At 60.5% G+C, this 26,684-nt stretch carries 15 protein-coding genes and 7 pseudogenes; 17 read left to right on the top strand and 5 right to left on the bottom strand.

Features of this window, described 5'->3' with window-relative positions; genetic code table 11:
- Position 1: 1 nt before the first annotated feature.
- The 3 genes and pseudogenes from ACW4PC_RS11805 to ACW4PC_RS11795 form a co-directional block, all read right to left on the bottom strand.
- Positions 2-3,136: a PAS domain S-box protein gene (locus tag ACW4PC_RS11805; RefSeq protein ID WP_455873943.1), complete on the bottom strand. Its 3,135-nt coding sequence runs from the start codon at positions 3,134-3,136 to the stop codon at positions 2-4.
- Positions 3,137-3,311: 175 nt separating this feature from the next.
- A pseudogene (locus tag ACW4PC_RS11800) lies at positions 3,312-3,676 on the bottom strand (ISNCY family transposase); the annotation flags it as partial.
- A gap of 140 nt (positions 3,677-3,816) precedes the next feature.
- Positions 3,817-4,728 carry a helix-turn-helix domain-containing protein gene (locus ACW4PC_RS11795; RefSeq protein WP_194730243.1) on the bottom strand — a complete coding sequence of 304 codons (912 nt, stop codon included), beginning with the start codon at positions 4,726-4,728 and terminating at the stop codon, positions 3,817-3,819.
- An 86-nt stretch (positions 4,729-4,814) separates the two neighbouring features.
- Here ACW4PC_RS11795 and ACW4PC_RS11790 point away from each other — a divergent pair, with 86 nt between their 5' ends.
- The 12 genes and pseudogenes from ACW4PC_RS11790 to ACW4PC_RS11735 all read left to right on the top strand — a co-directional run bounded on the left by ACW4PC_RS11790 (position 4,815) and on the right by ACW4PC_RS11735 (position 18,741).
- Positions 4,815-6,089, top strand: a complete 1,275-nt coding sequence (locus tag ACW4PC_RS11790; RefSeq protein WP_455873942.1) for an ABC transporter substrate-binding protein — start codon at positions 4,815-4,817, stop codon at positions 6,087-6,089.
- A gap of 76 nt (positions 6,090-6,165) precedes the next feature.
- Entirely contained in the window at positions 6,166-7,026 is an 861-nt protein-coding gene (locus ACW4PC_RS11785) for a carbohydrate ABC transporter permease (protein WP_455873941.1), read from the top strand.
- A pseudogene (locus ACW4PC_RS11780) lies at positions 7,023-7,866 on the top strand (carbohydrate ABC transporter permease). The gene ACW4PC_RS11785 and the pseudogene ACW4PC_RS11780 overlap by 4 nt, the downstream one beginning before the upstream one ends.
- A gap of 13 nt (positions 7,867-7,879) precedes the next feature.
- Positions 7,880-8,965, top strand: a complete 1,086-nt coding sequence (locus ACW4PC_RS11775) for an ABC transporter ATP-binding protein (protein ID WP_455873940.1) — start codon at positions 7,880-7,882, stop codon at positions 8,963-8,965.
- 42 nt (positions 8,966-9,007) lie between these two features.
- Positions 9,008-11,014 (top strand): annotated as a pseudogene (locus ACW4PC_RS11770) (aldo/keto reductase).
- A gap of 204 nt (positions 11,015-11,218) precedes the next feature.
- Positions 11,219-12,736 (top strand): glycerol-3-phosphate dehydrogenase, encoded by a 1,518-nt coding sequence (glpD, locus tag ACW4PC_RS11765; protein ID WP_455873939.1) that lies wholly within the window; start codon positions 11,219-11,221, stop codon positions 12,734-12,736.
- Positions 12,737-12,778: 42 nt separating this feature from the next.
- Positions 12,779-13,858, top strand: coding sequence for an ABC transporter ATP-binding protein (locus ACW4PC_RS11760; RefSeq protein WP_455873938.1), 1,080 nt, complete (start codon positions 12,779-12,781; stop codon positions 13,856-13,858).
- Positions 13,859-13,867: 9 nt separating this feature from the next.
- Positions 13,868-14,938: an ABC transporter ATP-binding protein gene (locus ACW4PC_RS11755; RefSeq protein ID WP_455873937.1), complete on the top strand. Its 1,071-nt coding sequence runs from the start codon at positions 13,868-13,870 to the stop codon at positions 14,936-14,938.
- 2 nt (positions 14,939-14,940) lie between these two features.
- Positions 14,941-15,807: a carbohydrate ABC transporter permease gene (locus ACW4PC_RS11750; RefSeq protein ID WP_022716001.1), complete on the top strand. Its 867-nt coding sequence runs from the start codon at positions 14,941-14,943 to the stop codon at positions 15,805-15,807.
- A 10-nt stretch (positions 15,808-15,817) separates the two neighbouring features.
- Positions 15,818-16,645, top strand: a complete 828-nt coding sequence (locus ACW4PC_RS11745) for a carbohydrate ABC transporter permease (protein WP_074069775.1) — start codon at positions 15,818-15,820, stop codon at positions 16,643-16,645.
- A gap of 11 nt (positions 16,646-16,656) precedes the next feature.
- Positions 16,657-16,938 carry a DUF2160 domain-containing protein gene (locus ACW4PC_RS11740; protein ID WP_455873936.1) on the top strand — a complete coding sequence of 94 codons (282 nt, stop codon included), beginning with the start codon at positions 16,657-16,659 and terminating at the stop codon, positions 16,936-16,938.
- Positions 16,939-17,016: 78 nt separating this feature from the next.
- Positions 17,017-18,741, top strand: a complete 1,725-nt coding sequence (locus ACW4PC_RS11735; RefSeq protein WP_039846210.1) for an ABC transporter substrate-binding protein — start codon at positions 17,017-17,019, stop codon at positions 18,739-18,741.
- Positions 18,742-18,853: 112 nt separating this feature from the next.
- Here ACW4PC_RS11735 and ACW4PC_RS11730 read toward each other — a convergent pair.
- Positions 18,854-19,547: pseudogene (locus tag ACW4PC_RS11730) on the bottom strand (TIM barrel protein).
- Between the two features lie 191 nt (positions 19,548-19,738).
- On the opposite strand from ACW4PC_RS11730, the gene ACW4PC_RS11725 reads away from it, so the two are divergent.
- A complete protein-coding gene (locus ACW4PC_RS11725) occupies positions 19,739-21,274 on the top strand; it encodes a phospholipase D-like domain-containing protein (protein WP_455873935.1) in 1,536 nt (511 codons plus the stop codon).
- Here the strand turns inward: ACW4PC_RS11725 and ACW4PC_RS11720 are convergent.
- On the bottom strand, positions 21,239-22,195 hold the full coding sequence (locus ACW4PC_RS11720; protein ID WP_455873934.1) for a lysylphosphatidylglycerol synthase domain-containing protein: 957 nt from the start codon (positions 22,193-22,195) through the stop codon (positions 21,239-21,241). The two genes, ACW4PC_RS11725 and ACW4PC_RS11720, sit on opposite strands and share 36 nt — an antisense overlap.
- 65 nt (positions 22,196-22,260) lie before the next feature.
- On the opposite strand from ACW4PC_RS11720, the gene ACW4PC_RS11715 reads away from it, so the two are divergent.
- The 4 genes and pseudogenes from ACW4PC_RS11715 to ACW4PC_RS11700 all read left to right on the top strand — a co-directional run bounded on the left by ACW4PC_RS11715 (position 22,261) and on the right by ACW4PC_RS11700 (position 26,672).
- Positions 22,261-23,049, top strand: a complete 789-nt coding sequence (locus tag ACW4PC_RS11715; RefSeq protein ID WP_455873933.1) for an endonuclease/exonuclease/phosphatase family protein — start codon at positions 22,261-22,263, stop codon at positions 23,047-23,049.
- A gap of 226 nt (positions 23,050-23,275) precedes the next feature.
- Positions 23,276-24,640 (top strand): annotated as a pseudogene (locus ACW4PC_RS11710) (ABC transporter substrate-binding protein).
- A gap of 149 nt (positions 24,641-24,789) precedes the next feature.
- A pseudogene (locus tag ACW4PC_RS11705) lies at positions 24,790-25,681 on the top strand (carbohydrate ABC transporter permease); the annotation flags it as partial.
- Positions 25,682-26,672: pseudogene (locus ACW4PC_RS11700) on the top strand (carbohydrate ABC transporter permease).
- Positions 26,673-26,684 lie beyond the last annotated feature (12 nt).

Raw genomic sequence — 26,684 nt, 5'->3', positions numbered from 1 at the left:
GTTAGGCCGGGTGCTCGCCAGAATTGCTCTCGTCCGGGGATGAAGGCAGGGTGAATTGAAACACAGCTCCCCAAGGCTCATTCGTCCTGGCCCACAGCCGCCCCCCGTGCGCCTCGATGATCGACCGGCAGATGGCCAAGCCCATGCCCAGACCCTCTGCCTTCGTCGTGTAAAACGCCTCGAACACCCGCTCCACACTCTGCGGCTCCAATCCGACGCCGGTGTCCTGCACTTCGACCAGAACGGCCCCGGATGCGTCGAGCAGGGACCTGATGAGCAGCTTGCGTGGCCGGTCCGCGATCGTCTTCATCGCCTCGATGCCGTTCATCACCAGGTTTAGGATTACCTGCTGCAGCTGCACCCGGTCGCCTGCAACGCGCGGGAGGTCGTTAGCCAACTCGGTCCGTAGCAGGATCCGATGGCGGCGTACCTCACCTTGGACGAGGGCTACCGAATCTTCGACGAGGCTGTTCAGGTCCACCTGCGCCGTGACAGTGGCTGTCTTTTTCAGGAGCGCGCGCACCCGGCCGATGACTTCGCCGGCCCGGTGCCCGTCACGGACGATGCGCGCCAACGTCTCCTGAGCCTCGTCGAGGTTGGGGGGCTGGCTGGCGAGCCAATGCAGGGCCGCGTTGGCGTTGGCGACCACGGCGGCGAGCGGCTGGTTAACCTCGTGGGCGATGGAGGAGGTCAGGGCGCCCATCGTCGTCACGCGCGCGACATGCGCGAGCTCGGCCTGCGCCTTCTGCAGGGCCTCCTCGGCCCGCTTGCGATCTTCGATGTCGACGAGAAACCCATACCATTTGAGAATGTTTCCGTGCTCATCGTGCAGCGGCACGGCATTTTCAAACCACCAGCGATATTCACCGTCGGCCGCCCGACGGATCCGCACCTCAACCTCGAACGGGTGGCCCGTGGTCAAGGAGGCGCGCCACCTGGACATATACTGCTCAAGGTCTTCGGGGTGAAATCGGGCTTCAGCGCCCCAGCTCGCTCTTGCCGTTGCGTCCAGGGACAAGCCTGTGAACTCCTGCCAACGCCGATTGATGAAATCGACACGGCCGTCGGGCAAGGCGGTCCACACCATCGCAGGAACTGTCTCGATGACCTCGCGAAGCTCTTCTTCACTCCGCCGGGCGGCCTCTTCGGCGCGCTTGCGTTCGGTGATGTCCTCGCACACGATCAGGATGACAGGTCGCTTCTTGATCACCATCGCTCGGGCCGTCTCGCGGACCCAGAGCATCGAGCCGTCCTTACGTATCTTGCGCAGTTCCCAGCTCATGGCTCGGCCGAGATGTTCGAGGCAGGCGGCCGCATGCCTCTGGACGGTTTCTCGGTCTGCCTCATGAAAGATGTCCTGTACGGGTCGGTTGATCAGTTCGTCGACCGTGTATCCAAGCTGCTCCGCCCCAAAGGGATTCACAGACACGACGGTGCCACTCGCGTCCACCATGAAGTACATCGTCGGATTGTTCTCGAATACGGCTCTCCACTGCTCCTCGCTGTCCCGCAGCGCCTCTTCCACCCGCTTGCGCTCGGTAACGTCCTGGATCGTACCGAACATGCTGTGCGGCACTCCCGACGCGTCCCTTGTTAGATCGCCCTGGCTGTGAACGATGCGCAGCTCGCCGCTGGGCCGGACGATGCGGTACTCCAAGTCGTAGCGAGATTCGCCACGCACGGCCTCTGCAGCGGCCCGGCTCCAGATCGACCGATCCTCTGGATAAATCCGCTCAACCGCTTCGGCAAGACTGACCACCGCGCCTGCGCGCGGCGTCAGCCCAAAGATGCGGTATGTCTCGTCTGACCAGGTAAGACAGTCTGTGCCGAGGTCACGTTCCCAATAGCCGACATGGGCAACGTGTTGCGCTTCTGCGAAGTTGGCCTCGCTTCGACGCAGGCCCTCCAATGTCTCCTTGAGACGGAAGGTCATGAGAGCGAACGCCTGGGCAAGCAGGCCGACCTCATCGTTTCGGCGAACCTTGGGCACGTCGCGCCATTCGCCGTTTGCAATCGCGTGCGCCGCCTGCGTCAAGGCAGTCAAAGGCCGCAACGTGCGACCGACCAGCGCTAGTCCGAGGACCCCGAAGACAGCGACGATGACCGTGCCGACGCCTATCGAGAGATAGGCCGCACGATATACAGGCATCAGGAAATCCGAAGCTGGCACCGCTGAGATGATGGTCCAGTTAAGTGCGCCGGGGGCAGCGGCGCGATCGACCGCCGCATAGATCCTGCCGCCCTCAGGGTCACTGAAGGAAAACACGTGCGGTCCGGGTGACGAGGACCCGGCGATGCCAGGGTACTGACGAAGGTAGCGGGCGGTTTCGCGAACGATGGGATCGGTCGCCTCTGATGCCTGCAGGCGCAGGTGCCCGCCGTCGGCGCCCATGGTGACGGGCGACACTCCTCCCGACGCGCCAATCAAATGTCCGGTGGCATCGATGATGAAGGCCCTGCCGTTCTCGCCGATTTCGAGTGTCTGCAAGAACCTGGAAAGCTGAGTGAGGATGAGATCGATCCCGCAAACCCCGACGAAGTTGCGGTTCTTGTTGAAGACCGGGACGGAGAGCGAGATGCCCAAGATCGGCTCGGCCACACCGAGATAGGGCTCGGTCCAGTATCGCTTGCCCGTCTCCTTGGCCTGCGCGTACCAAATCCTCTGGCGTGCATCGATCGCGCCTTCCGACTTCCGCAATCGGCCGATCCTGCCGCTTGGCAGTGCTTCGAACTCGCGCACGACGCCTGCGCGAAATTCATCGGTGATCAAAAACACGACGCTTGAATCTGCCAATCGCCCGACCGAAACCATCCCGCCGGCCTCGTTGCCGAAAAACATCCAGTCGACATCGGGTTCCTCGCCCAGCAAGGCATGGAGCTCCTGTGCGACAGCATCTGGGTCGCCGGGCGATAGGTCGTGACGAACAAGACCGTTGGCCAACCGGGAAACCGCTTTGTCGGCGCCGCGCACCAAATGACCGACGTCGCGATGCACAGCATGCGTCACCTCTCGGATCAGGCGCTCGGACATGATCGAGACGATGACGTTTCCCGTCCAGATCCATAGACCGGCCAGGACTAGACTTAAAACGAGAACGACGCCGGCGACGGCGAGGATTAAGTGATTCCGTAACATGATCGCCGAGTTCCCCAGACGGTCAGATTAATATTATGTGTCCCTTATATTGCTCCTATGGCTGGGCGCTCGCAATCGGGGGCTCGCTGATCTGGCCTGGCGCGGGCCGGGGATGGTTCAGGGTTGGCTCAAGGCGGGTCAGATCTATCCCGGCATGCCGGTTGAGACCTCTACGAGCCAAAAGCACCCAGTTGATCTCTTCAAAGGTTTGCGGCCGGATCGCGCTGATCGTCTTGTGTAGGATTCCTCGGGCTCCGCCCCCGCGGCTGTCGGGCATAAGTCCGGAACGGGGCGGACACTTCCAGATGGAACGCCAACTCCTGACAGCTCAACTGGCGATCTTGAGCAATTCGCAGGACACTGCCTCGGCCGACAGCCCCAACGGGCGGTCTCCTTGAACCATGCCGGCGCAGTTCCCGCGTCACCAGTCCGGACAGATCGCGATGCTCATCCGACCAATGCGGCATCGCCTTCAATTCACGACCGATCTCCTGTTCGGCGGAAAAGCTCGAAGACACTGGCCGGGACGGCGCATTCTCGGCTGCCCGGCGGCTGCGGGCTTTGACTTTAGAATCAGTAGTTTGATTTAATGGTGTACCTGAAGCATCCGGGCTTTACTCCCGGCAATATCGTGATTCTTCACAGTTTCAGAAGTTTATCGTTTATGGACGGGAACCAGCCTAGCTTGCCGGTGCGCCGCTGGATGTGGCGAGGCGAATGTCTCTTCGGAAGTCCGAGGGCGACATGCCGGCGATGTGGCGGAAGGATTTGTTGAAGGCGCTGATGGAGCCGAAACCGCTGTCCATCGCCACCTGAAGCACATTGGTATCGTCGGCCATCAGCAACGCCTGGGCGCGGGAGAGGCGCAGCAGATTGAGATATTTGCTGAGCGTCATTCCAGTCGATTTCTTGAAGACGTTCATTGCATATTTCGGATGCAGGTCCGCCGCCCGGGCGATATCGACGGTGTCGATGTCCTCCATGAAATTGGCGGCGATGAAATCGCACATCCTGACTATGCTGCGTGACGGTTGCGCATGGGGCTGATCGGCCTCCGTTCCACCGTAGCCGACGACCGTCATCGAATAGGGTTCGAATGCGATGCGCTCGATACGGAGCAACAACTCGTCGACGGCATGCTGCGCCTTTGCCGGATTGCCCGAATTCGCGTAGCGGAACCAGCGGGAAAAGTTCTCTTTGTCCGCGGCATCGGTGGCAGACGTCAGCAGCGTCGAGCCCTTCATCAGGCGGCTGGAGATTTCAGCGGGAAGGCGAAGACGGAAGAAATAGACAAGCGGCAAATGGGCACCTGCGTAGAGCGAATCTTCCGAGGATTCATCCATCTGATGCGGCTGGCCGCCCCAGAAGAGGCACATGTCGCCAGCCTTGAGCGTCATTTCGTGATCGTTCATGCGGTAATGCACAGTGCCCCGCATGATGTAATTCACCTCCACCTGCGCATGCCAGTGCGGCATTGCCATCACCGGTGGATGGGCATGAAACAGCTGCAGCTCTGTCGGCGAGCCTTCGATGCTGCTTGCGCCCGGCTGATAGATGGCTCTGCTGGCAACCTTACTTTCCGCCAAATTGATATTCCCTTTTTAGGAGACAGCGGCTCCCTTACAGATAACTTAGCCACGTTCGCTAAAGGACGGCAATTGAAAAGGGAGGATTTTCAATGCGCTTCAAACTTATCGGTGCGACCGCTGCGGTCGCACTGCTTTCTTCCGGTTCCGCATTCGCGCAGTCGGGCAATCTCACCATCTGGAGCTGGAACGTCGCGGCATCGGCGCTGAAATCCACGCTCGAAGGCTTCAACAAGCAATATCCCGATATCAAGGTCACGGTCGAAGACCTCGGGAACAGCCAAGTCTTCGACAAGACACTTGCCGGCTGCGCAGCCGGCGGCGACGGCCTGCCGGACATCGTGACGATCGAAAATTTCGAGGCGGAAATCTTCTGGAACCGCTTCCCGGACTGCTTCGCCAACCTGAAGGATCTCGGCTATACGGCGGAAATCCAGGCGAAATTCCCGGACTTCAAACGCACCGAGCTGGAGGTGGATGACGTCGCCTATGCGATGCCGTGGGATTCCGGCCCGGTCGCCGTCTTTTACCGCCGCGATTTCTATGAAAAGGCCGGCGTCGATCCGGCAACGATCAAGAATTGGGACGATTTCATCGCCGCCGGTAAGAAGATTTCCGAAGCCAATCCCGGCGTCGTCATGGCCCAGGCCGATTTCAACGGCGATAGCGAGTGGTTCCGGATGATCGCCAACGAGCAGGGCTGCGGCTATTTCTCCACCGACGGCCAGACGATCACGATCAACCAGCCGGCCTGCGTCGCGACCCTCGAAAAGGTCAAGCAGATGAAGGACGCCGGTACGCTGACAGCCGCCATCTGGGACCAGAAAATCCAGGCCAATACCGCCGGCAAGGTCGCAAGCCAGATGTATGGCGGCTGGTACGAGGGCACGATACGCTCAGGCTCTCCAGACCTTTCCGGCAAATGGGGCGTCTACATGATGCCGAGCCTCACGGCTGACGGTCCGCATGCCGCAAACCTCGGCGGTTCGTCGCTCGCCATCAACGCCAATTCCGAAAACAAGGAAGCGGCCTGGGCCTATCTGAACTATGCGCTGGCAACCAATGAGGGCCAGGTCACGATGCTGAAGTCCTTCGGCCTCGTCCCTTCGCTGCTGTCGGCCGTCCAGGATCCTTTCGTCAACGAGCCGCTGCCTTACTGGGGCGGACAGAAGGTCTGGGCAGATATCCTTTCGACGCTGCCGAAGATCGTGCCGAGCCGCGGGACGGCGTTTCAGAGCGATGCGGACGCGATCTACAAGGCAGCGCAGACGAAGTATTTCGCGGGCGGTTATCCGGATGGGAAAGCTGCACTTGACGATGCGGCCAACCAGATCGCCTCGGCGACCGGCCTTCCGATCGCAGAATGAGCAACCCGCCGGGCGCCTGATGCGCGCCCGGCATTCACCGACAAGGTGGCTCGTTTTGCTTGTGAGGAGGAAATAAATGCCGTTCAGGACCCGGAGCGCCTATGCGTTCCTTGCGCCCTATCTGCTGGTCTTCGCGACCTTCTGGGTCTGGCCGATCATCAACTCGTTCTTGATTTCGTTCCAGAATACGCGCGTCAATCCCTGGAAATTCAGCCTTGCGTCGAATTGGGGGCGCCTTTTCGGCGACCCGGCTTTCTATAACGCGCTCTACAACACGCTGATCATCCTGGTCATCCAGGTACCGGTGATGATTGCGCTTGCAACCGTCATGGCGGTGCTCTTGAATTCGCCGCTGCTGAAGGCGCGGTCTCTTTTCCGCTTCGCCTTCTTCGCGCCCGTCGTCGTCGGCGAGGTCGCCTATGCCGCCGTCTTCCGGCTGATGTTCAGCATCGACTTCGGCATCGTCAACAAGCTGATCGGTTCGGTCGGCATCGCTCCCGTTTCCTGGTTCGACAATGCGAATGCGGCGATGGCCCTCGTCATAATCGCCGTTACCTGGCGCTGGGCCGGCTACAACGCGATCATCATCTTAGCCGGCTTGCAGTCGATCCCCGAGGATGTCTACGAGGCTGCGACGCTCGATCGCGTCAGCAAGGTACAGCAGTTCTTTCACATCACCCTGCCTCTCCTGAAGCCGATCGTCCTCTTCTGCGTGGTGCTGTCGGTGATCGGCACGATGCAGCTCTTCACCGAACCCTTCCTCATTACCAATCGCGGCGGCCCGGGCGGGGGCACGGAAACGCTCGGCCTGCTTCTTTACCGGCAGGGCTTTACATCGCTGAATTTCGGCTACGCGTCGGCGATCGCCTACACGATAGCCGCACTGGCGATTGCGATTTCGCTTTTCAATCTCTGGGTGGGGAGGGAGCCGAAATGAAGTCGAGGTCCAAGTCGCAGTCCCTCTTGATGCGCAAGATTGCGCTGCATATCGCGCTGACGCCGCTTGCCATCATCTGGCTCTTTCCGCTCTGGATGATGTTCGTCTTCTCGACCATGCCGGACAATGGCATCTTCAGCCCGGACATCGTGCTCTGGCCATCGACGAATTTCTTTGAGAATTTCAGAGAATCTGGAGGCTGATACGAATTTTCTCCGGGCGATGTTCATCTCGATCACCGTCGCGGTCATCTACACCTTCTTGTCGGTGCTCCTGACATCGATGGCCGGCTGGGCGCTTGCCCGCTATCGATTCGCCGGCCGCTCCGTCGTCACAGCCATCATTCTCGGCACGATCACCTTGCCGTTCGCCGTCGTCGTGATCCCGCAATTCATCATGGTGGCGCGTGAATTCAAGCTGGCGAATACCTGGGTGGCGCTGATCGTCCCGCCGCTCTTCAATTCGCTGGGCGTGCTCTTCATGCGCCAGTCCTTCTCGATGATGCCGAACGAGCTCTTCGATGCCGCCCGCGTCGAAGGCGTCAAGGAGTGGCAGATCTTCCTGCGCATCGCCTTGCCGCTTGCCCGTCCGACAATGGCGGCGCTCTCGATCATTCTCTTCCTGGCATCCTGGAACAACTATCTCTGGCCGCTGCTCATCAATTCCAGGCCCGGAATGATGACGGCGCCGGTGGCTCTTGGAACGCTGATCGGCCTCACCAAGGTCTCCTGGGGCGGCATCATGGCGGGTGCGATGTTGCTGACCGCGCCGATCCTCGTCGTCTTCGTGCTGTTGCAGCGCCACTTCATCGCCGGCATCGCGGCCGGCGCAATCAAATAATAGGGGAGGCCGCATGGCGGAGCTTTCACTCAGGAATGTTGTAAAACGCTTTGGCGCCTTCGGCGTGATCCATGGCGCCAATCTCGACGTGAACGACGGCGAGTTCGTCGTCTTCGTCGGCCCTTCGGGCTGTGGAAAATCCACCCTGCTCAGGATGATCGCCGGGCTCGAAGATATCTCGGAGGGCGAGATCACGATCGGCGGCAGGGTCGTCAACAATGTCGAGCCCGCCGACCGCGGCATCGCCATGGTTTTCCAGTCCTATGCGCTCTACCCGCATATGACGGTAGCAGACAACCTCTCTTTCGGCCTGCGCATGAACGGCAACCCGAAAGAGGATACCGAAAAACGGGTGCGCCACGCCGCCGAGATCCTGCAGATCAAGGAATTGATGGAACGCCGCCCCAAGCAACTCTCCGGTGGCCAGCGCCAGCGTGTTGCGATCGGCCGCGCCATCGTTCGCGAGCCCGAGGTCTTCCTCTTCGACGAACCGCTCTCGAACCTCGATGCAGAACTGCGCGTGCAGATGCGAGTGGAGATCTCCAGGCTGCACAAGCAGCTCGGCGCGACGATGATCTATGTCACGCACGATCAGACGGAGGCGATGACGCTTGCCGACAAAATCGTCGTGCTGCGCGCCGGCAACATCGAGCAGATCGGCGCGCCGCTCGATCTCTACGACGATCCGGCTAACCAGTTCGTCGCCGGTTTCGTCGGTTCGCCGAAGATGAATTTTCTGGCGGCAGAGGTTGTTGAAAGCGATGCATCGAACGTGACGGTCGCCTTGGCGGGCGACAGGAACGTCCGCCTGACGCTGCCGGTTTTGGCGGCAACCGAAAAAGGGGCGCAAGTAACGCTCGGCGTGCGGCCCGAGCATTTTGCCGACCAGGGCAGTGGCGACGCCGACCTCACCGTCGCGGTCGATGTTGCCGAACACCTCGGCAATACCAGCTACATCTATGCGACCGCTGCGGGCGGCCAGCCCCTCATCATCGAACGTCCGGAATCCCGTTCTGCAGCCGATCGCGACACGCTCACCGTCGCGCTATCGGCAAAACGCACCTTCCTGTTCGACAGCGAAGGCAATCGCTTGCGCTGACGAAATCCGCTCCCAAGACGAAGATACGAAAGAGGAATAGTCATGAGTTCAGAACAACCGATCCGCTGGGGCATCATCGGCCCCGGCACCATCGCCCGCACCTTTGCAGACGGCATTGCCCATTCGCGTACGGGTAAACTGGTGGCGATCGCGAGCCGCAATCCGGAAAAGCCCGGCCTTGGCGATGGCTTTCCCGGCGCCCGCATCGTTAAGGGCTATGACGCGCTGCTGACCGATCCGGAGATCGACGCCGTCTATATAGCCACCCCGCATACCGGCCATGCCGAGTGGGCGATCAAGGCGATTCGCGCTGGCAAGCATGTGCTGGTGGAAAAGCCGATTGCGCTTTCGGCCTTCGATGCGGAAGCGATCTACCATGAAGCGCGGAAGGCCGGTGTCTTTGCTGGCGAGGGCTTCATGTACCGCTTGCATCCCCAGACGGCGAAGATCGTCGAACTGGTGAAAAGCGGCGTGATCGGCGACGGTGCGCATCATCCGCTCAAGCTTCGGCTTCAACATGGGCAGCTTCAAGCCCGAGCATCGATTATTCGCCAACGATACGGCGGGCGGCGGCATTCTGGATGTCGGTGGCTACCCCGTCTCGATGGCGCGCCTGATCGCCGGCGCGGTTGAGGGCAAGCCGTTCCTCGAGCCGGAGAAGGTTTCCGGCGTGGCGCACCTCGGACAGTCCGGCGTAGACGAATGGGCCTCCGCCGTCTTGAAATTCCAAAACGGCATCATTGCCGAAGTCTCCTGCTCGATCATGGCCCAGCAGGACAATACGCTTCGCGTCATCGGCTCCGAGGGCCGCATCGAGGTCAAGGACTTCTGGTTCGCCTCAGGTCACAAGGGCGGCGTCGGCACGGTCGAGATTTTCAAGGGAGCCGAGCAGGAAACGATCGAGGTCAAGGAAGACCGCTGGCTCTATTCCTTCGAAGTCGACGCGGCTGGAGATGCAATCCGCGCCGGCGAGAAGGAATTCGCTTCGCCGGGCATGAGTTGGGCCGATTCCACCGGCAATCTTCGCGTTCTCGATCAAATGGCGGGCCTCTGTCGGCCTCGAATATGGTGTCGAGAAGGCGTCAAAGCGAACCACGAATATTGCGGGCGGAGCAGTCCGGCCTGGCAGCAGCATTCCGCATCGCCAGATACCAGGCATCTCTAAACCAGCCTCCGTCGTAACGCTTGGATTTCGAGTTCTTTGCGAACTTTGCGGCCGCCTCGCTGACGCTCGATGCCTTCTACGAGGCGGGCGGCAACGTCTTCGACACGGCCTATGTTTACGGAAGCGGCAAGACGGAGAGTATCTTCGGCGATTGGCACACGAGCCGCAATGTTTCGCGTGACGAGATCGTGCTGATCGGCAAGGGGGCGCATTCGCCGCTCTGCTATCCGGACATGATCGCCAAGCAACTCGATCAGTCGCTCGAGCGGTTGAAGACGGACTATGTCGACATCTACTTCATGCATCGGGACAATACCGGTATTCCGGTGGGAGAGTTCGTCGATGCCATGGATGCCGAAGTCAATCGCGGCCGCATCCGCGGGATTTTCGGCGGCTCGAACTGGACCCGTGAGCGGATGGACGAGGCAATGGCCTATGCGGCAAAGACTGGCAAGAAAGCGCCTGCGGCGCTTTCCAATAACTTTTCGTTGGCCGAAATGCTCGATCCGATCTGGGCCGGATGCGTCGCGGCCTCGGACGACGAATGGAAGAAGTGGCTGAACGAAAAGCAGATTCCGAACTTCGCTTGGTCCAGCCAGGGCCGCGGCTTCTTCACTGACCGGGCAGGACGCGACAAGCACGATGATGAGGAAATCGTTCGTTGCTGGTATTCCGATCGCAATTTCGGACGCCGCGACCGCGCGAATGAACTGGCAAAAAAGCTCGGCCGAAACCCGATCCATATCGCGCTCGCCTATGTGATCGCCCAGCCGTTCCCAGTCATTCCGCTGATCGGCCCGCGCACGATCGCCGAACTGGAAGATAGTCTTTCGGCCCTCGACATCGAGCTTACGCCTGAACAGGTAAAGTGGCTGGAGGGCTAGGAATACAGCCCGGTTCATGCCGGTTTTCCTGCGCTCTCGCCCGCTTCATAATGCGCCGCTACCCGATCGGGTGGCGGCTTTTTCTTATCCTGCCTTGATGCGAGAAACATTCGTTTGACACGCGAATGGTTTTCGTTTTTACTTCAATAAGTTTCGATTTGTGCGGTTTGCGCAAATCGACTGCGGCGCACGGGGAGGGGTAAAGTGGGCCAAACACATCACGACCTTTTCGTGATTGGCGGCGGGATCAACGGCTGCGGCATTTGCCGGGATGCTGCTGGACGCGGCTATTCGGTGGCGCTGGCGGAGATGGGCGACTTTGCCTCTGGCACGTCGTCTGGGGCGACGAAGCTGATCCATGGTGGCTTGCGCTATCTGGAGCATTACGAGTTCCGGCTGGTGCGCGAATTGCTGATGGAGCGCGAGGTGCTGTGGGCGATGGCACCGCACATCATCTGGCCGCTGCGCTTCGTGCTGCCCTATCACAAGGGCGGCATCCGGCCGGCCTGGCTGATCAGGCTGGGGCTGTTTTTCTACGACCATCTTGGCGGCCGCAGGCTTTTGCCGCCGACCGCCGTGCTGAACCTGCGTCGCGATCCGGCGGGCCGGCCGCTGAAGCCGGTGTTTGCCAAGGCCTTCGAATATTCCGACGGCTGGGTCGACGATGCCCGCTTGGTGGTGCTCAACGCCCGCGATGCCGCCGACCGCGGTGCGCTGATCATGCCGCGCACCAAGGTGGTGGCGGCGCGGCGCGAGAACGGCCTGTGGGAAATCGACAGCTGCGATATGCTGACCGGCGAAAGGCGCAGGCATCAGGCCCGCATGCTGGTCAATGCCGCCGGTCCCTGGGTCGACCAGGTCCTGCGTGCAGCCCTTGGCGAGACCGAGGCCCGCCATGTGCGGTTGGTGCAGGGCAGCCACATCGTCGTCAAGAAGAAGTTCGAGGGGCCGCGCGCCTATTTCTTCCAGAACCCCGACAACCGCATCATCTTCGCCATCCCCTACGAGGACGACTTCACGCTGATCGGCACCACCGACCGCGACTATAGCGGCGATCCCAAGGATGTGCACATCTCTGCAGAGGAGACCGGCTATCTCTGCGCCGCCGCCAGCGAATATTTCAACGCGCCGGTGACCCCGGACGACATCGTCTGGAGCTATTCGGCGGTGCGGCCGCTCTATGACGACGGCGCCTCGAAGGCACAGGAGGCGACGCGCGACTATGTGCTGCAGCTCGAAGGCAAAGGTGGCGAGGCGCCGCTGCTCAATGTCTTTGGCGGCAAGCTGACCACCTACCGGCGGCTGTCGGAGCATGCGCTGGAAAAGATCGGCGAGGCGGTCGGCAAGAAGGGCGGCCCGTGGACGGCGAAGAGCCATCTGCCGGGCGGCGATTTCCCGGTCAAGGGCTATGCGGCCGAGGTGAGCAAGCTGAAAGCGGACTATCCGTTCCTTGCCGAGGCCCATGCCCGCCGGCTGGTGCGCCGCTACGGTACACGCGCCGCAAGCCTGCTCGCAGAGGCTAAATCTATCGCCGATCTCGGCCACTGCTTCGGTTCCGATCTCTACGAGGCCGAGGTCCGCTATCTCGTCCGCAACGAATGGGCCGTCACCGCTCAAGACATCCTGTGGCGAAGGACCAAGAACGGGCTATATCTGCAGATGGATGAAGTACAGAAATTGGAGGAGTACATGGCCGCGATCCCTGCGCAACTTGCGGGATGAAGCGCCATGTCGTCCCCGTCGTGAGGAGGCACGGGAACCGGAATGCTTGAATTGCGGAATGCCGCTAAGATGGTAGGTGGTGAATACCATATTCACCCGACCGATCTGACACTTGAACGGGGTACGCTGAACGTCCTGCTGGGACCGACGCTCTCCGGCAAGACGTCGCTGATGCGCCTCATGGCTGGACTTGACCGTCCAACCAGCGGCTCCATCCATTTCGATGGCGCCGATGTGACCGGCGTGCCGGTGCAGCAGCGCAATGTCGCGATGGTCTACCAGCAATTCATCAATTACCCCGCATTCACCGTCTATGAGAATATCGCCTCGCCGCTCAGGATCGCCGGCCGGGACGCGAAGACGATCGATGTGGAAGTGCGCAAGGCGGCCGAACTCCTGAAGCTGACACCTTATCTCGAGCGTACTCCGCTCAACCTGTCGGGCGGGCAGCAGCAGCGGACCGCGCTTGCGCGCGCCCTTGTCAAGAATGCAGGCCTGGTGCTGCTCGATGAACCGCTTGCCAATCTTGACTACAAGCTGCGCGAGGAACTGCGCCAGGAACTGCCGCGGATATTTTCCCAGTCGGGCGCGATTTTCGTCTATGCGACGACGGAACCTTCGGAAGCCTTGCTGCTCGGCGGCAATACCGCAACCCTCAATCAGGGAAGCGTGACGCAATTCGGTCCGACGATTTCCGTCTATCGCCGGCCCACCGATCTGGTGACGGCCAAGACCTTTGCCGACCCACCGCTGAATATCATTTCGGTTTCGAAAGCAGGCGCGAGCTTTCAGCATAATGGCCTAATCGGTATTCCGGTGCCGGCACATCTTGCGGCAATCGCGGACGGTCCGGTCACCATCGCGTTTCATCCGCATCATCTTGGGCTGGAACCACAGACCGCTGATGCGCCCAAGCTTCGCGCCAGAACGCAGATTTCCGAAATCACCGGCTCCGAGAGCTTCGTGCATCTGGATTACGAAGGGGTGCGCTGGGTTATGCTGGCGCACGGCATTCATGATATCGAGCCGGATACGGAGGTCGACGTGTTCCTGGACACGCGTCACCTGATGGCCTTCGGCGAGAACGGCGGCGCCATCGCCGCCACGCGGCTAGCGGCATAGGGGGACAAAATGGCACGGATCACGCTCGACCATATCCGCCACGCCTACGGACCCAATCCGAAGACGGACAAGGACTATGCCCTGAAGGAAGTCGATCATGAGTGGACCGACGGCGGCGCATATGCGCTTCTTGGTCCGTCAGGATGCGGAAAGACAACGCTTCTCAACATCATCTCCGGTCTGCTGCAGCCTTCGCACGGGCGCATCCTGTTCGGCGGCCAGGACGTAACGATGCTATCGACGCAAGCCCGCAACATCGCGCAGGTTTTCCAGTTCCCCGTCATCTACGACACGATGACAGTCTACGACAATCTTGCTTTTCCGCTTCGCAACCGGGGTGTTTCGGAGGCCGACGTCGATCGGCGCGTTCGCGAAATTCTCGAGATGATCGATCTTGCGGACTGGGCCAAGCGCAAGGCGCAGCGGCTTACGGCCGATCAGAAACAGAAAATTTCGCTTGGCCGCGGTCTGGTGCGAAACGACGTCAACGCCATTCTCTTCGATGAACCGCTGACCGTTATCGATCCGCACATGAAATGGGTGCTGCGGTCGCAGCTGAAGCGGCTGCACAAGCAGTTCGGTTTCACGATGGTCTATGTGACCCACGACCAGACGGAGGCGTTGACCTTCGCCGAAAAGGTTGTCGTCATGTATGAGGGAGAAATCGTGCAGATCGGCACGCCGGCGGAACTATTCGAACGCCCGAGCCACACGTTTGTGGGTTATTTCATTGGCTCGCCGGGGATGAATGTCATGCCAGCGGAAGTTGCCGGCAATACCGTCAAGATTGGCAGTGAGACGATCAATCTCGGCTACGCGCCGAAAACGAATGGTGCGGCCAAGATCGAACTTGGAATCCGTCCCGAATTCATCCGCCTCGGCCGTGAAGGCATGCCCGTCTCGATTTCGAAGGTCGAGGATATCGGCAGGCAAAAGATCGTTCGCGCGCGGTTTGCGGATCAGCCGATCGCCATCGTCGTGCCGGAAGATGTAGAAATTCCAGCGGATGCGCGCGTCAGCTTCGATCCGGATGCGATCAGCATCTACGCCGGATCGTGGCGGGTCGGCAGGGAGGGCTGATCATGGAAAAGACCTGGAACAACAAGGCCTGGTTTCTCGTCCTGCCGGTATTGCTGCTCGTCGCGTTTTCGGCGGCCATTCCGCTGATGACGGTCGTGAACTATTCCGTTCAGGACACCTTCGGCAACAACGAGTTCTTTTGGGCCGGCACCGACTGGTTCGACGACATCCTGCATTCCGACCGCTTCTGGGAAGCCCTGCAGCGAAACCTGCTGTTCTCCTTCATCATCCTGGCGCTTGAAATCCCGCTTGGCATCTTCATCGCGCTCAACATGCCCAAAAAAGGCATTGGCGTTCCCGTCTGCCTCGTGCTGATGGCGCTTCCCCTCCTCATCCCGTGGAATGTGGTTGGCACGATCTGGCAGGTCTTCGGCCGTGTCGATATCGGCTTGCTCGGCCACAGCCTGGAAGCGATGGGGCTTGACTACAACTATGTCCGCGACCCTATCGATGCGTGGATCACGATCATCATCATGGATGTCTGGCATTGGACGAGCCTTGTCGTGCTGCTCTGCTATGCCGGTCTCGTTTCGATCCCGGAGGCGTACTATCAAGCTGCGAAGATAGACGGCGCTTCGCGCTGGTCCGTCTTCCGCTATATCCAGTTGCCAAAGATGAAGCGCGTGCTGCTGATTGCGGTGCTATTGCGCTTCATGGACAGCTTCATGATCTATACAGAACCCTTCGTTGTCACCGGCGGTGGACCGGGCAATTCCACGACCTTCCTTTCGATCGATCTCGTGAAGATGGCGGTCGGCCAGTTCGACCTCGGGCCTGCAGCCGCCATGTCGATCGTCTACTTCCTGATCATCCTGCTGCTCTCGTGGATATTCTACACGGTCATGACCAGCAGCGACGCGAATTCATGAGGAGAGGGTCATGGAAACCACGATGAAATACAAACCCGCCGGCAACTTCTCCTGGGTCGTCTCGACGATCTATATCGTCTTTCTGCTGCTGCCGATCTATTGGCTGATCAATATGAGCTTCAAGGAGAATGCCGAGATCACCGGCGCCTTCTCGCTCTGGCCGCAGAACCCGACGCTCAGGAACTACAGGGTGATCTTCACCGATCCATCCTGGTACAATGGCTATATCAATTCCATCATCTACGTCGTGATGAACACGGTGATCTCGGTGCTTGCAGCGTTACCGGCGGCCTACGCCTTCTCGCGCTACCGGTTTCTCGGCGACAAACACCTGTTCTTCTGGCTGCTGACGAACAGGATGGCACCGCCGGCCGTCTTCGCGCTTCCTTTCTTCCAGCTCTATTCGGCGTTCGGCCTCATCGACACGCATGTTGCCGTTGCTCTGGCGCATTGCCTTTTCAACGTGCCGCTGGCGGTGTGGATCCTGGAAGGCTTCATGTCAGGTGTGCCGAAGGAAATCGACGAGACTGCCTATATCGACGGCTATTCGTTCCCGCGCTTCTTCGTGAAGATCTTCATGCCGCTGATCGCAAGCGGGATCGGCGTCGCAGCCTTCTTCTGCTTCATGTTTTCGTGGGTCGAGCTGCTGCTTGCCCGCACGCTGACGACCACGGCTGCAAAGCCGATCTCGGCGATCATGACACGCACCGTTTCGGCGGCCGGCATGGATTGGGGCGTGCTGGCTGCTGCCGGCGTGCTGACGATCGTGCCGGGCGCGCTCGTCATTTATTTCGTCAGGAACTACATCGCCAAGGGCTTTGCTCTTGGACGCGTTTGAGGGAGATCGATATGAACCTTTCCTGGATGGCGTGGACGCTGCCCACGGCACTGTTCTTCCTGACGATCCTCGTGCTGCTGATCGGCATGAGCGTTTGGGAATATTTCGCGCCGGGGGGCACGCCGCGGGTCGGCGTGCTGCGTTTCGAAACGACGCGCGGGGACCGGCTCTTCATTTCGCTGCTCGGTGCAGCATTCATTCATCTCGCATGGCTGGGCCTTGTCGGGCCCAACCTGTGGTGGGCACTTGCCCTCGCCGTAGTCTACGCCATCGGGGTGTTCCGCTACGTGTGACGGCAGGGTAATACAGATGGCCGGGGGACTGGCCGCCTGAGACGTGAAGACTGCGATCGCAAACCCTGGGAGGATATTATGCGACGGCATTTACTAGCGACAACAGCAGGCATCTTGCTGGCCATGGCGGGCTCCGCCTATGCCGGTATGGATGAGGCGAAAGCCTTTCTAGACAAGGAAGTCGGCGATCTCTCGACGATTTCCCGTGCGGACCAGGAAAAGGAAATGCAGTGGTTCGTCGATGCCGCAAAGCCTTTCGCCGGCATGGACATCAAGGTTGTCTCCGAAACGATCACCACGCACGAATATGAATCGAAGGTGCTGGCACCAGCCTTTACCGCCATCACCGGCATCAAGATCGCCCACGATCTGATCGGCGAAGGCGACGTCGTTGAAAAACTGCAGACGCAGATGCAGTCAGGCGAAAACATCTACGACGCCTACATCAACGACTCGGACCTCATCGGTACGCACTGGCGCTATCAGCAGGCGCGCAGTCTGACCGACTTCATGGCGAACGAGGGGAAGGACGTCACCAATCCCAACCTCGACATCGACGACTTCATCGGCAAGTCCTTCACGACGGCGCCGGACGGCAAGCTCTATCAGCTGCCCGACCAGCAGTTCGCGAACCTCTACTGGTTCCGCTACGACTGGTTCAACGACGAGAAGAACAAGGCAGACTTCAAGGCGAAGTACGGCTACGACCTCGGCGTGCCGGTCAACTGGTCGGCCTATGAGGACATCGCTGAATTCTTCACCGGACGTGAGGTCGGTGGTAAGAAGGTCTATGGCCACATGGACTACGGCAAGAAGGATCCGTCGCTCGGCTGGCGCTTCACCGACGCCTGGCTCTCCATGGCCGGCAACGGCGACAAAGGCATTCCGAATGGCAAGCCGGTTGACGAATGGGGCATCAAGGTAGACGAGAACTCGCGTCCAGTCGGCTCTTGCGTCGCACGCGGCGGCGACACCAACGGTCCTGCAGCCGTCTATTCGATCCAGAAGTATCTGGATTGGATGAAGGCCTACGCTCCGGCGGCAGCCCAGGGCATGACCTTCTCCGAATCTGGCCCGGTTCCGTCGCAGGGTGAGATCGCCCAGCAGATGTTTACGTACACGGCCTTCACCGCCGACTTCGTGAAGCAGGGCTTGCCGGTCGTGAACGAGGACGGCACGCCGAAGTGGCGCTTCGCCCCGTCGCCGCACGGCGTCTACTGGAAGGACGGTATGAAGCTCGGGTACCAGGATGCCGGCTCCTGGACGCTGATGAAGTCGACCCCGGACGATCGTGCCAAGGCCGCCTGGCTCTATGCTCAGTTCGTCACGTCGAAGACGGTCGACGTGAAGAAGAGCCACGTCGGGCTGACGTTCATTCGCGAGTCCACCATTCGTGACAAGAGCTTCACCGAACGCGCTCCAAAGCTCGGCGGTCTGGTCGAGTTCTATCGCTCGCCCGCCCGCGTGCAGTGGTCGCCGACGGGCACCAACGTGCCGGACTATCCGAAGCTCGCACAACTCTGGTGGCAGGCGATCGGCGATGCTTCGTCGGGCGCGAAGACCCCCCAGGAAGCCATGGATTCGCTTTGCGCCGAGCAGGAAAAGGTACTGCAGCGCCTGGAACGCGCCGGCGTCCAGGGCGATGTCGGCCCGAAGCTCGCCGAAGAGCAGGATCTCGAATACTGGAACAAGGATGCCGTCGCAAAGGGCAACCTCGCTCCGCAATTGAAGGTCGAGAACGAGAAAGAGAAGCCGGTAACGGTCAATTACGACGAACTGGTCAAGAGCTGGCAGTCGAACTGATCGTCATCGGGGCGGGTCGGAAGAAACGAGGCTTCCGGCCCGCCCTGCAATGGCCGCCGCGACCCATATACTTGCGAGTTGCGCCGCGTCATCGCAGCTTGCAAGCGGATTACTATCGAAGCACGCCAATCGCATTTCTGACCGTCACAACGCCTTGCGTAAGCGGCCGATACTCCAGTCCCACGCTTCCTGCGTATCCCCTGTCGAACAGCCAGTTGAGGCGGTGCGCCAGATCGATGCAGCCCGAGCCGGGTTCGTTGCGACCCGGGTGGTCTGCGACGTGAACATGAAACACGCGCGAAATCCGGTCGCCGATCACATCCTCCGTTCGCTCATCCATCACCGCCGAATGGTAGATATCGTAGACGATCCCGATTTCGGGGCGATCGATCTCGTCAGTGATGTCGAGGGCCTTCGCGGGTGGATTCCAGAAAATAACCGATGTGGTCGATGCGGGTGTTCAGTGGCTCGACGCCGAGGCGCACACCCGTGCCCCTTAGGACATCGGCGCCGGCGCGCAGCGCAGCCGTCAGCGCAAGGCGCTGCTTTACCGACGCGGCCAGTCCTTCCAGCCACTTTTGCTTGTTGGTGGCATCTGTCAACGGAATCATCGGCTCTGTCACGATGCTGGATACGGCGAGGCCGGTCTGCTTGAGGGCAGCGGAAATCGCGCCGAGATCCTTGTCCGTCCAACGCCAGAACTCGATTGCCGGCAAACCGGCCTTCCTGGCGCGGTAGATGCGGTCTTCGAAACGGTCACCGGGTTCGGCGAACAGCCATTCGATACAGGCTGAGTATCGGCGCATGTGGATTTCTCCCTGGTGCCTTAGCAACGCGTCAAATGCCTGCAGGCGGCAAGGCGGATTTAACGACTTCCATCGGCCGAGCAGATTGCGGCGGCATCATGATAAACAACCGGTGCTTTTGCTCCATCCGGGAACAAGCCGCGTATTTCGGGCGTTTCCAGCGCATAATATTCAAGGGCGCTGGACAGCGAATGACCGATTTTCGAGCCGTATCCGATAGCCGTAAGACAACAAAAGCAATTGATTATATCACGGCGGTCGCGCGTCGGCGCCGCGCCGCTCTTTCGGTCATTCCGGGCGGCATTATCCGCAACGGGCGAAACGTCTGGCGAGCTGGCAAAGCGGATAAGGCGGCTTTTCTGGTTGACGGCGCTGCCTATTTCGCAGCGCTTGATGAGGTTCTGCGACAGGCAAGACATTCGATCTGGATCATCGGCTGGGATTTCAATCCCGATATCCGGCTGAGGCCACATCAAAGCTCGGAAACGCTTGGTGAACTTCTGCTGGCGCTTGCCGATGAAAATCCATGGCTGCAGATCCGGATACTGATCTGGGGCATGGGGCCGGTCTATTCCGGCAAATCCTTGAAGCTTTTCAAGGAAAACGGCTTCTCCACACATCCGCAGATCAGCTTGCGTTTCGATCTGCGCCATCCTGTGCGTGGCTGCCACCATCAGAAACTGGTTTCCATCGATGACAGCATCGGTTTCCTCGGCGGTGTAGATTTGACCGCCCGGCGCTGGGACGAGCCTGATCATCGGGCCGACAATCCGCTTCGAAAGGCTCCGGACGGTGTGCCATACGATCCTGTGCATGATATGCAGTCGATGGTCTCAGGCAGCGCTGCGCGGCTGATCGGCGACGTGTGTCGCCGGCGGTGGAAGCAGGCGACCGGCAAGCTGGTCGAAGTAGCTCCGCAGGGCGGCATGTCATGGCCGCATACGCTCCCGCCGGAAATGGAGAATGTGACGGCGGCGATTGCACTCACCGAGCCAGGATGGATCGGCAAACGCGGGCGGTTTGAAGCTTTTCGGCTGACGCGCGATGCCATAAATGCCGCAAGGAAATACATCTATATCGAGACCCAATATCTTGCCTCCTTCAGCGTGGCGCGGGTCATCGCGAAACGCCTCAAGGAGGCGCATGGCCCGGAGATTGCTGTTCTGGTTACGAAGAGCTCGCACGGACTGATCGAAAAGCTGGCAATGGGCCACAACCGCGACCGGCTGATCCGCAGGCTGAAGCGCATCGATCGCTATGACCGGCTGCGTGTGATGTACCCGGTGGTCCCGGACGGGAAGGGGGGCGAGCAGGAGGTTGTCATCCATTCGAAGCTTATCATCGTCGACGACCGTTTTATTCGCATCGGCTCTTCGAATCTCAACAATCGTTCGGAGGGGCTCGATACGGAGTGCGACCTGGCGATCGAGGCGGAAAGTGCTGCTCACCGGCGGGCGATAACGTCGTTTCGCCACCGGCTGATTGCCGAGCATCTCGATGCGACGAGCGAAGCTGTCAAAGAAATGGAGACGGCGAAGCGGTCCTTGCTCAATGCCATAGAGGCGCTGAACATCCGCAAGCGCGGCCTTCGCCACTTTGCGATCGATATTGCGAGAGGCGAGACATCGCCGATGATCGGAACTGCTTTCGTGGACCCGCGGCGACCTTACCGGCCGCTACACAAGCTGCGTCTACGCATGAGCCGACTGTTGAGAGCGATCTTCTGACGGTAGCTGCTTTGGCTTCGGAATGACGACTTCGCTGATCGCGAAGACCGGCAGGCCGATCATCAGCGGAACCAGAAAATAAATCACCCTGAAGGCCACCAGTGCCCCTATCGAGGCGGCGCCGGGCAGGACATAGCTGACCGTGGCCTCGATGACGCCCAGACCGCCAGGCACATGGGTAACGAGGACAGCGATATTGGCGAGCACGTATGCCGTGGCCGTCTGCACGTAGCTCGCCTGGCCTTGTACGGCCAGCATCTGATGCAGGCAGGCTGCGACGAAGATGAAATTCACCGTGCCGATGACGACCTGGCCCAATGCGAGCTTCAGGCGGGGCATTTCGAAAGACCATTTCCAAAGATGCAGTGGCGTGCGGACGATGGCGGACAGAGTGACATAGACTACGGGCAGGCTGAGACAGGCGCAGCCAAGCGCGAACAGACTGTCCGGGCCGAGTTTCAGGAGATTTGCGGCATCCTGCGGATTGATGATGAGGGCGATGCCCGCAAGGGCCGAAAGGCCAATGCCTACGGTCACGCCGCAAAACAGGATGACCTTTGCAACTTCTTCGGCATTCAAGCCCCAGCGAGAATAGAAGCGGTAGCGCACAGCGCCGCTGCTCAGCGCTGCAAAGCCAAGATTATGGCCGATCGAGAGGCTGGTGAACGAGGCAATGGCGGCCCTCGGATAGCTCAGCGGCCTGCCGGCGTAGCGCAGCGCCAGCCAGTCGAAACCGGTCAGGCAGAGGTAGGAGGCGGCCGCAAAGCCGAGGCCCCCGAGAATGCGGGCTCCCGGTATCGTGCCGATCGAATCCAAGACGTCGCTCAAGGTGTAACGGCTGAAGACCCTGTAGAGCAGAAAGGCCGCAAGCATCAGGCAGAAGACGAGAGCCAGATTGATAAGCACGCGTTTGATGGACATAAATGCCCCGTTTCGTTGGAGTTCCGGGGATGGAACGAAACAGGCTGAAAGCTAGTTCCCCCGGGATGAGCACATTCTCCCCCGTTCCGCCGCAATCAACCGGCAGCGAGCTGAAAATCCTGACCTACAATGTGCATAGCTGCATCGGCACCGACCGGCGGATCGAACCAGCACGCATCGCCGATGTGATCGCGCAAACCGGCGCGGACATCATTGCGCTGCAGGAACTGGATGTCGGCCGCAAGCGCACGGGCGGCATCGACCAGGCACATGCGATCGCTTCGCTCTTGAAGATGCAGGCCCACTTTCATCCGGCGCTGCATGTCGAGGAGGAGCAGTACGGCGATGCCATCCTGACAGCCATGCCGACCCGGTTGATGAAAGCCGGGCCGTTACCCTCCGTAGGCGAGATGCGGGGGGCGATATGGGTGCAGATCGAAATGGCGGGGATTCATCTGAACTTGCTGAATACGCATCTTGGCCTGCGCGGCATCGATCGGATGCGGCAGGTGACGACGCTGCTCGGCAGGGAATGGATTGGAAGCCAGAAATTCCAGGCGGCTCCCGCGATCATCTGCGGCGATCTCAATGCTGTCCCGTCATCGCCGGCTTACAAAATGCTGGCGCGGCATTTCCGCGATACGCAGCTGCTCGCCGCGCGGCGTCCCCGCCCGACCTATCCCTCCCGGCTGCCGATCCTGCGGATCGACCATATTTTCGTGTCGGACGGGATTGGCGTGACATCTGCGACGGTCACCGCGACACCGCTCGTGCGCCGGGCCTCGGATCACCTGCCGCTGCTGGCTACCATATTGCCGGGTGCGGCAATCACGCGAAGGGAAATCTCGTTTTAAGCGGTCACTGGAAGCGCCTGCCGAAGTTAAATATTTTCAATAATTTATACGGTGAAGGCCGATTTTTCTCACGAGTCGAGAAAGACTTGACGCCGCTCGTTTTATAACGCTTTAAATTATCAACCGCGACTGGGAGAGTTGCGGGGCATGTTTGCCGCTTCGACTGCGGGAGACATCGGCGGACGAGGAGGGTCTCGCCGCTTTACTTGCGAACGGGAGGAATATCATGCGCAAGTTTTTGGGCTCGGCAGCCGTTGCTGCCGTGATGATGGCAGGTACGGCGGCCTACGCGGCCGACGTGAACGTGGAAGTCCAGATGCTGCACTGGTGGACGTCCGGCGGCGAAGCCGCGGCTCTCGACGTGCTGAAGGAGGACCTCGAGTCCAAGGACAGGCTCTGCCTGGACCGACGTGCCGGTGGCGGGCGGCGGCGGCGACCGCAGCCATGACCGCGCTGCGAGCCCGATGGTTGCCGCCGGCAACCCGTCCGACCGCCGTCGCAGATGCTCGGATATACGGCATTCTCGACTGCGCGCAAGGCAGGTGCCCTCGGCAACCTCGACCGAGACCGCGACCAAGGAAGGCTGGGACAAGGTCTGTTCCCGACCGCTCTGCAGAACTTCTCCGACTATGACGGCCAATGGGTTGCCGCTCCGGTCAACGTGCACTCGGCCAACTGGCTCTGGATCAACAAGGCCGCCCTCGAAAAGGCCGGCGGCACGGAGCCGGCAAGACCTGCGACGACCTGGTCGCACTGCTCGACAAGGCCAAGGCTGCAGGCGTCATTACGCCGATCGGCGCACGGCGGTCAGCACGTGGCAGGATGCGACGATCTTCGATGCCGATCGTGCTCTCCGCTGGCGGGCCACGACTTCTACAAGAAGGCCTTCAACGACCTCGATCCGGAAGAGTCGCTCGGCAGCAGACAAGATGAAGGAAGTCCTTCGACAACCTATGACCAAGCTCACGGAACTATGTCGACCACGAACTTCTCCGGCCGCGACTGGAACCTTGCGACCGCCATGGTCATCGAAGGGCGAGGCACGGGCTGCAGGTCATGGGCGACTGGGCCAAGGGCGAATTCCTGGCGGCCAAGCAGGACGCCGGGCACCGACTTCCTCTGCATGCCGCTTCCCGGGCACGCACGGCAGCGGTGACCTTACAACTCCGACCATGTTCGCGATGTTCAAGGTGCCGGATGACCGACAAGGCCGCGCAGGCCGCAGCTTGCCGATGGCCACGGCTCTCGCAAGCCCGACCTTCCAGTCGGCCTTCAACGTCGTCAAGGGTTCAGTTCCGGCTCGTACCGACGTTCCGGACACGGACTTTCGACGCCTGCGGCAAGAAGGCGTATCAAGGATCTCAAGGCCGAGGCCAACGACCAAGCGGTACGCTGATGGGCTCGCATGGCTCACGGCCATGGCGCACATCCGGCTGCTGTGAAGAATGCGATCTACAAGGATGTCGTGTCCAAGTTCGTCATGGACAGATCAAGATCTCTAATCAGGCCGTGGAAGCTGCTCGTCAAGGCAATCGAAGACTGTCAAGGAACTTGCCGCCGACCAAATAGGATCCTGCCGCTGCGCAAGTAACGGCGGCATTTAGCCACGATCCTCACGGCCCTGGGACGGGGACGATTTCGTGGCCACTCGTCGCAGACCCCAGACGTATCGACGCTGATGCCCGAACGCAAAATTGGCAATTCCAGTCCGCACCCGCTTGCAGGAAGTATTGCCCGAGACTGGTGCTCGCGCCGAGCTTCGTCATCGTCCGTGATCTTCGTTTATGGCTTCATCGCTTATACCGGCTATCTTTCGCTTGACCGACAGCAAGATGCTGCCTTCCTACAATGCTCGTCGGGACTTATGCAACTACCAGAGGCTCTGGCGCTGGACGTTTGAGACCGCATCTGCCGTGGCTGGTACGCCTCGATCAGCAATCTCGCGAATCTTCGCCTCGCTCTACATCGTCATCTGTCTCAGTGCTTGGCCTGTTCCTAGCGATCCTGCTCGACCAGAAGATCCGCGGCGAAGGCTTTATCCGGCCGATCTACCTCTATCCCATGGCGCTTTCCTTCATCGTCACCGGCGCGGCCTGGAAGTGGTTCCTCGATCCCGGCCTCGGCCTTGAGCAGACACCATGCATCACTGGGGATGGGACGAGCTTCTCACTTCGATCTGGATCAAGGATCGAAGGACTTACGTCGATCTACTGCGGTCGTCATCGCCGCCGTCTGGCAGGCTTCCGGCTTCGTCATGGCGATGTTCCTCGCCGGCCTGCGCGGCGTCGACGGCGAGATCATCAAGGCCGCCCAGAGTCGACGGCGCCACGACCGGTCGACGCTCTACCGGCGCATCATCATTCCGCTGCTGCGGCCGGTGCTTCCTGTCGGCCTTCGTCGTGCTCGCCCATCTGGCGATCAAGGCCTACGACCTGGTCGTCGCCCTGACTGAGCGGCGGGCCCGGTGGCTCGGCGACGGAGCTGCCTTCGCGACCTTCATGTATGCCTACACCTTCACCCGCAATTCGAAATGGCTGTCGGTTCGCGCGAGCGGCGATCATCATGCTGGCGACGATCTTCGGCGATCATCGTTCCCTATCTCTACTCCGAAGCTCGCGGGAGCAACAGCGCGATGAGCAGCATCCCAATCCGCAGCAACTGCCATGTCCGCAAGGCAGGCAATGGCCGCCGGTGGATCGCTCGCACCGTCATCTGCGGCCTGCTGGTCCTCTTCGTCGATCCTATTACCTGCTGCCCCTCTTCGTGATGCTGGTCACCTCGCTTCAAGACCGCTGGACGAGATCCAGCCAGCGGCGGCATGCTGAGCATTGCCGCAGGTTTGCCGACCGTCGAGCCTTGGGTATCGCGCCTGGTCGACGGCGCAGACCGGCGTACGGCCTGACCTGCGCCGGCCTCAAGGCCCTATCTTCATGCAACTCGATCCACATGGTCGTACCGGCGGTCGCGATCTCCACCATCATGGGCGCGCTCAACGGCTATGTGCTCACCAAATGGCGCTTTCCCGGATCGATACAGCTTGCATTCGGGCTGCTGCTGCTTTGCCTGCTTCATCCCGTTCCAGATCGGTGCTGCTCCCGATGGCGACGCATCCTCGGCGCACTCGGCCGCTTCGGTGCCACGCTCCAAAACGCCACGGGCATGAGCTTCGGCTTCGGCAATCCGACCGTCAATCTGGTCTTCGTGCATGTCGATCTACGGCCTCGGCTTCACGACGCTCTATCTTCCGCAACTATCTACGAGGCCTTTCCGACCGAGCTGGTGCAGCGCGGCGCAGGTCGACGGCGCCAGCTTCTTCCAGATCTTCCGGCGCATCCTGCTGCCGACTTCGGCGCCGATCATCGTCGTCATCCGTCATCTGCCAGTTCACCAATATCTGGAACGACTTCCTGTTCGGCTTGCGCCGTATGCCGGCACCGGTGAATCCACGCCGATGACGGTGGCGCTCAACAACCTCGTGTCGTCACCTCGACCGGCGTGGACGAATACAATGTTCAACATGCGCCGGCTGCGATGCCTCGCCGCCGTGCCCACGCTTGTCGTCTACGTCGCTCGCCGGCCGCTATTTCGTGCGCGGCCTGATGGCCGGCGCCGTCAAGGGGTAGCCTCATGCCGTT

This window comes from Rhizobium yanglingense (assembly GCF_977109285.1).
This window is presented reverse-complemented; position numbering and strand designations above follow the sequence as displayed.

Coding starts and splice junctions, on each gene's coding strand:
- ACW4PC_RS11805 (WP_455873943.1), bottom strand. CDS start 3,136: ATGTTACGGAATCACTTAATCCTCGCCGTCGCCGGCGTCGTTCTCGTT.
- ACW4PC_RS11790 (WP_455873942.1), top strand. CDS start 4,815: ATGCGCTTCAAACTTATCGGTGCGACCGCTGCGGTCGCACTGCTTTCT.
- ACW4PC_RS11785 (WP_455873941.1), top strand. CDS start 6,166: ATGCCGTTCAGGACCCGGAGCGCCTATGCGTTCCTTGCGCCCTATCTG.
- ACW4PC_RS11775 (WP_455873940.1), top strand. CDS start 7,880: ATGGCGGAGCTTTCACTCAGGAATGTTGTAAAACGCTTTGGCGCCTTC.
- ACW4PC_RS11760 (WP_455873938.1), top strand. CDS start 12,779: ATGCTTGAATTGCGGAATGCCGCTAAGATGGTAGGTGGTGAATACCAT.
- ACW4PC_RS11755 (WP_455873937.1), top strand. CDS start 13,868: ATGGCACGGATCACGCTCGACCATATCCGCCACGCCTACGGACCCAAT.
- ACW4PC_RS11750 (WP_022716001.1), top strand. CDS start 14,941: ATGGAAAAGACCTGGAACAACAAGGCCTGGTTTCTCGTCCTGCCGGTA.
- ACW4PC_RS11745 (WP_074069775.1), top strand. CDS start 15,818: ATGGAAACCACGATGAAATACAAACCCGCCGGCAACTTCTCCTGGGTC.
- ACW4PC_RS11740 (WP_455873936.1), top strand. CDS start 16,657: ATGAACCTTTCCTGGATGGCGTGGACGCTGCCCACGGCACTGTTCTTC.
- ACW4PC_RS11735 (WP_039846210.1), top strand. CDS start 17,017: ATGCGACGGCATTTACTAGCGACAACAGCAGGCATCTTGCTGGCCATG.
- ACW4PC_RS11725 (WP_455873935.1), top strand. CDS start 19,739: ATGACCGATTTTCGAGCCGTATCCGATAGCCGTAAGACAACAAAAGCA.
- ACW4PC_RS11720 (WP_455873934.1), bottom strand. CDS start 22,195: ATGTCCATCAAACGCGTGCTTATCAATCTGGCTCTCGTCTTCTGCCTG.
- ACW4PC_RS11715 (WP_455873933.1), top strand. CDS start 22,261: ATGAGCACATTCTCCCCCGTTCCGCCGCAATCAACCGGCAGCGAGCTG.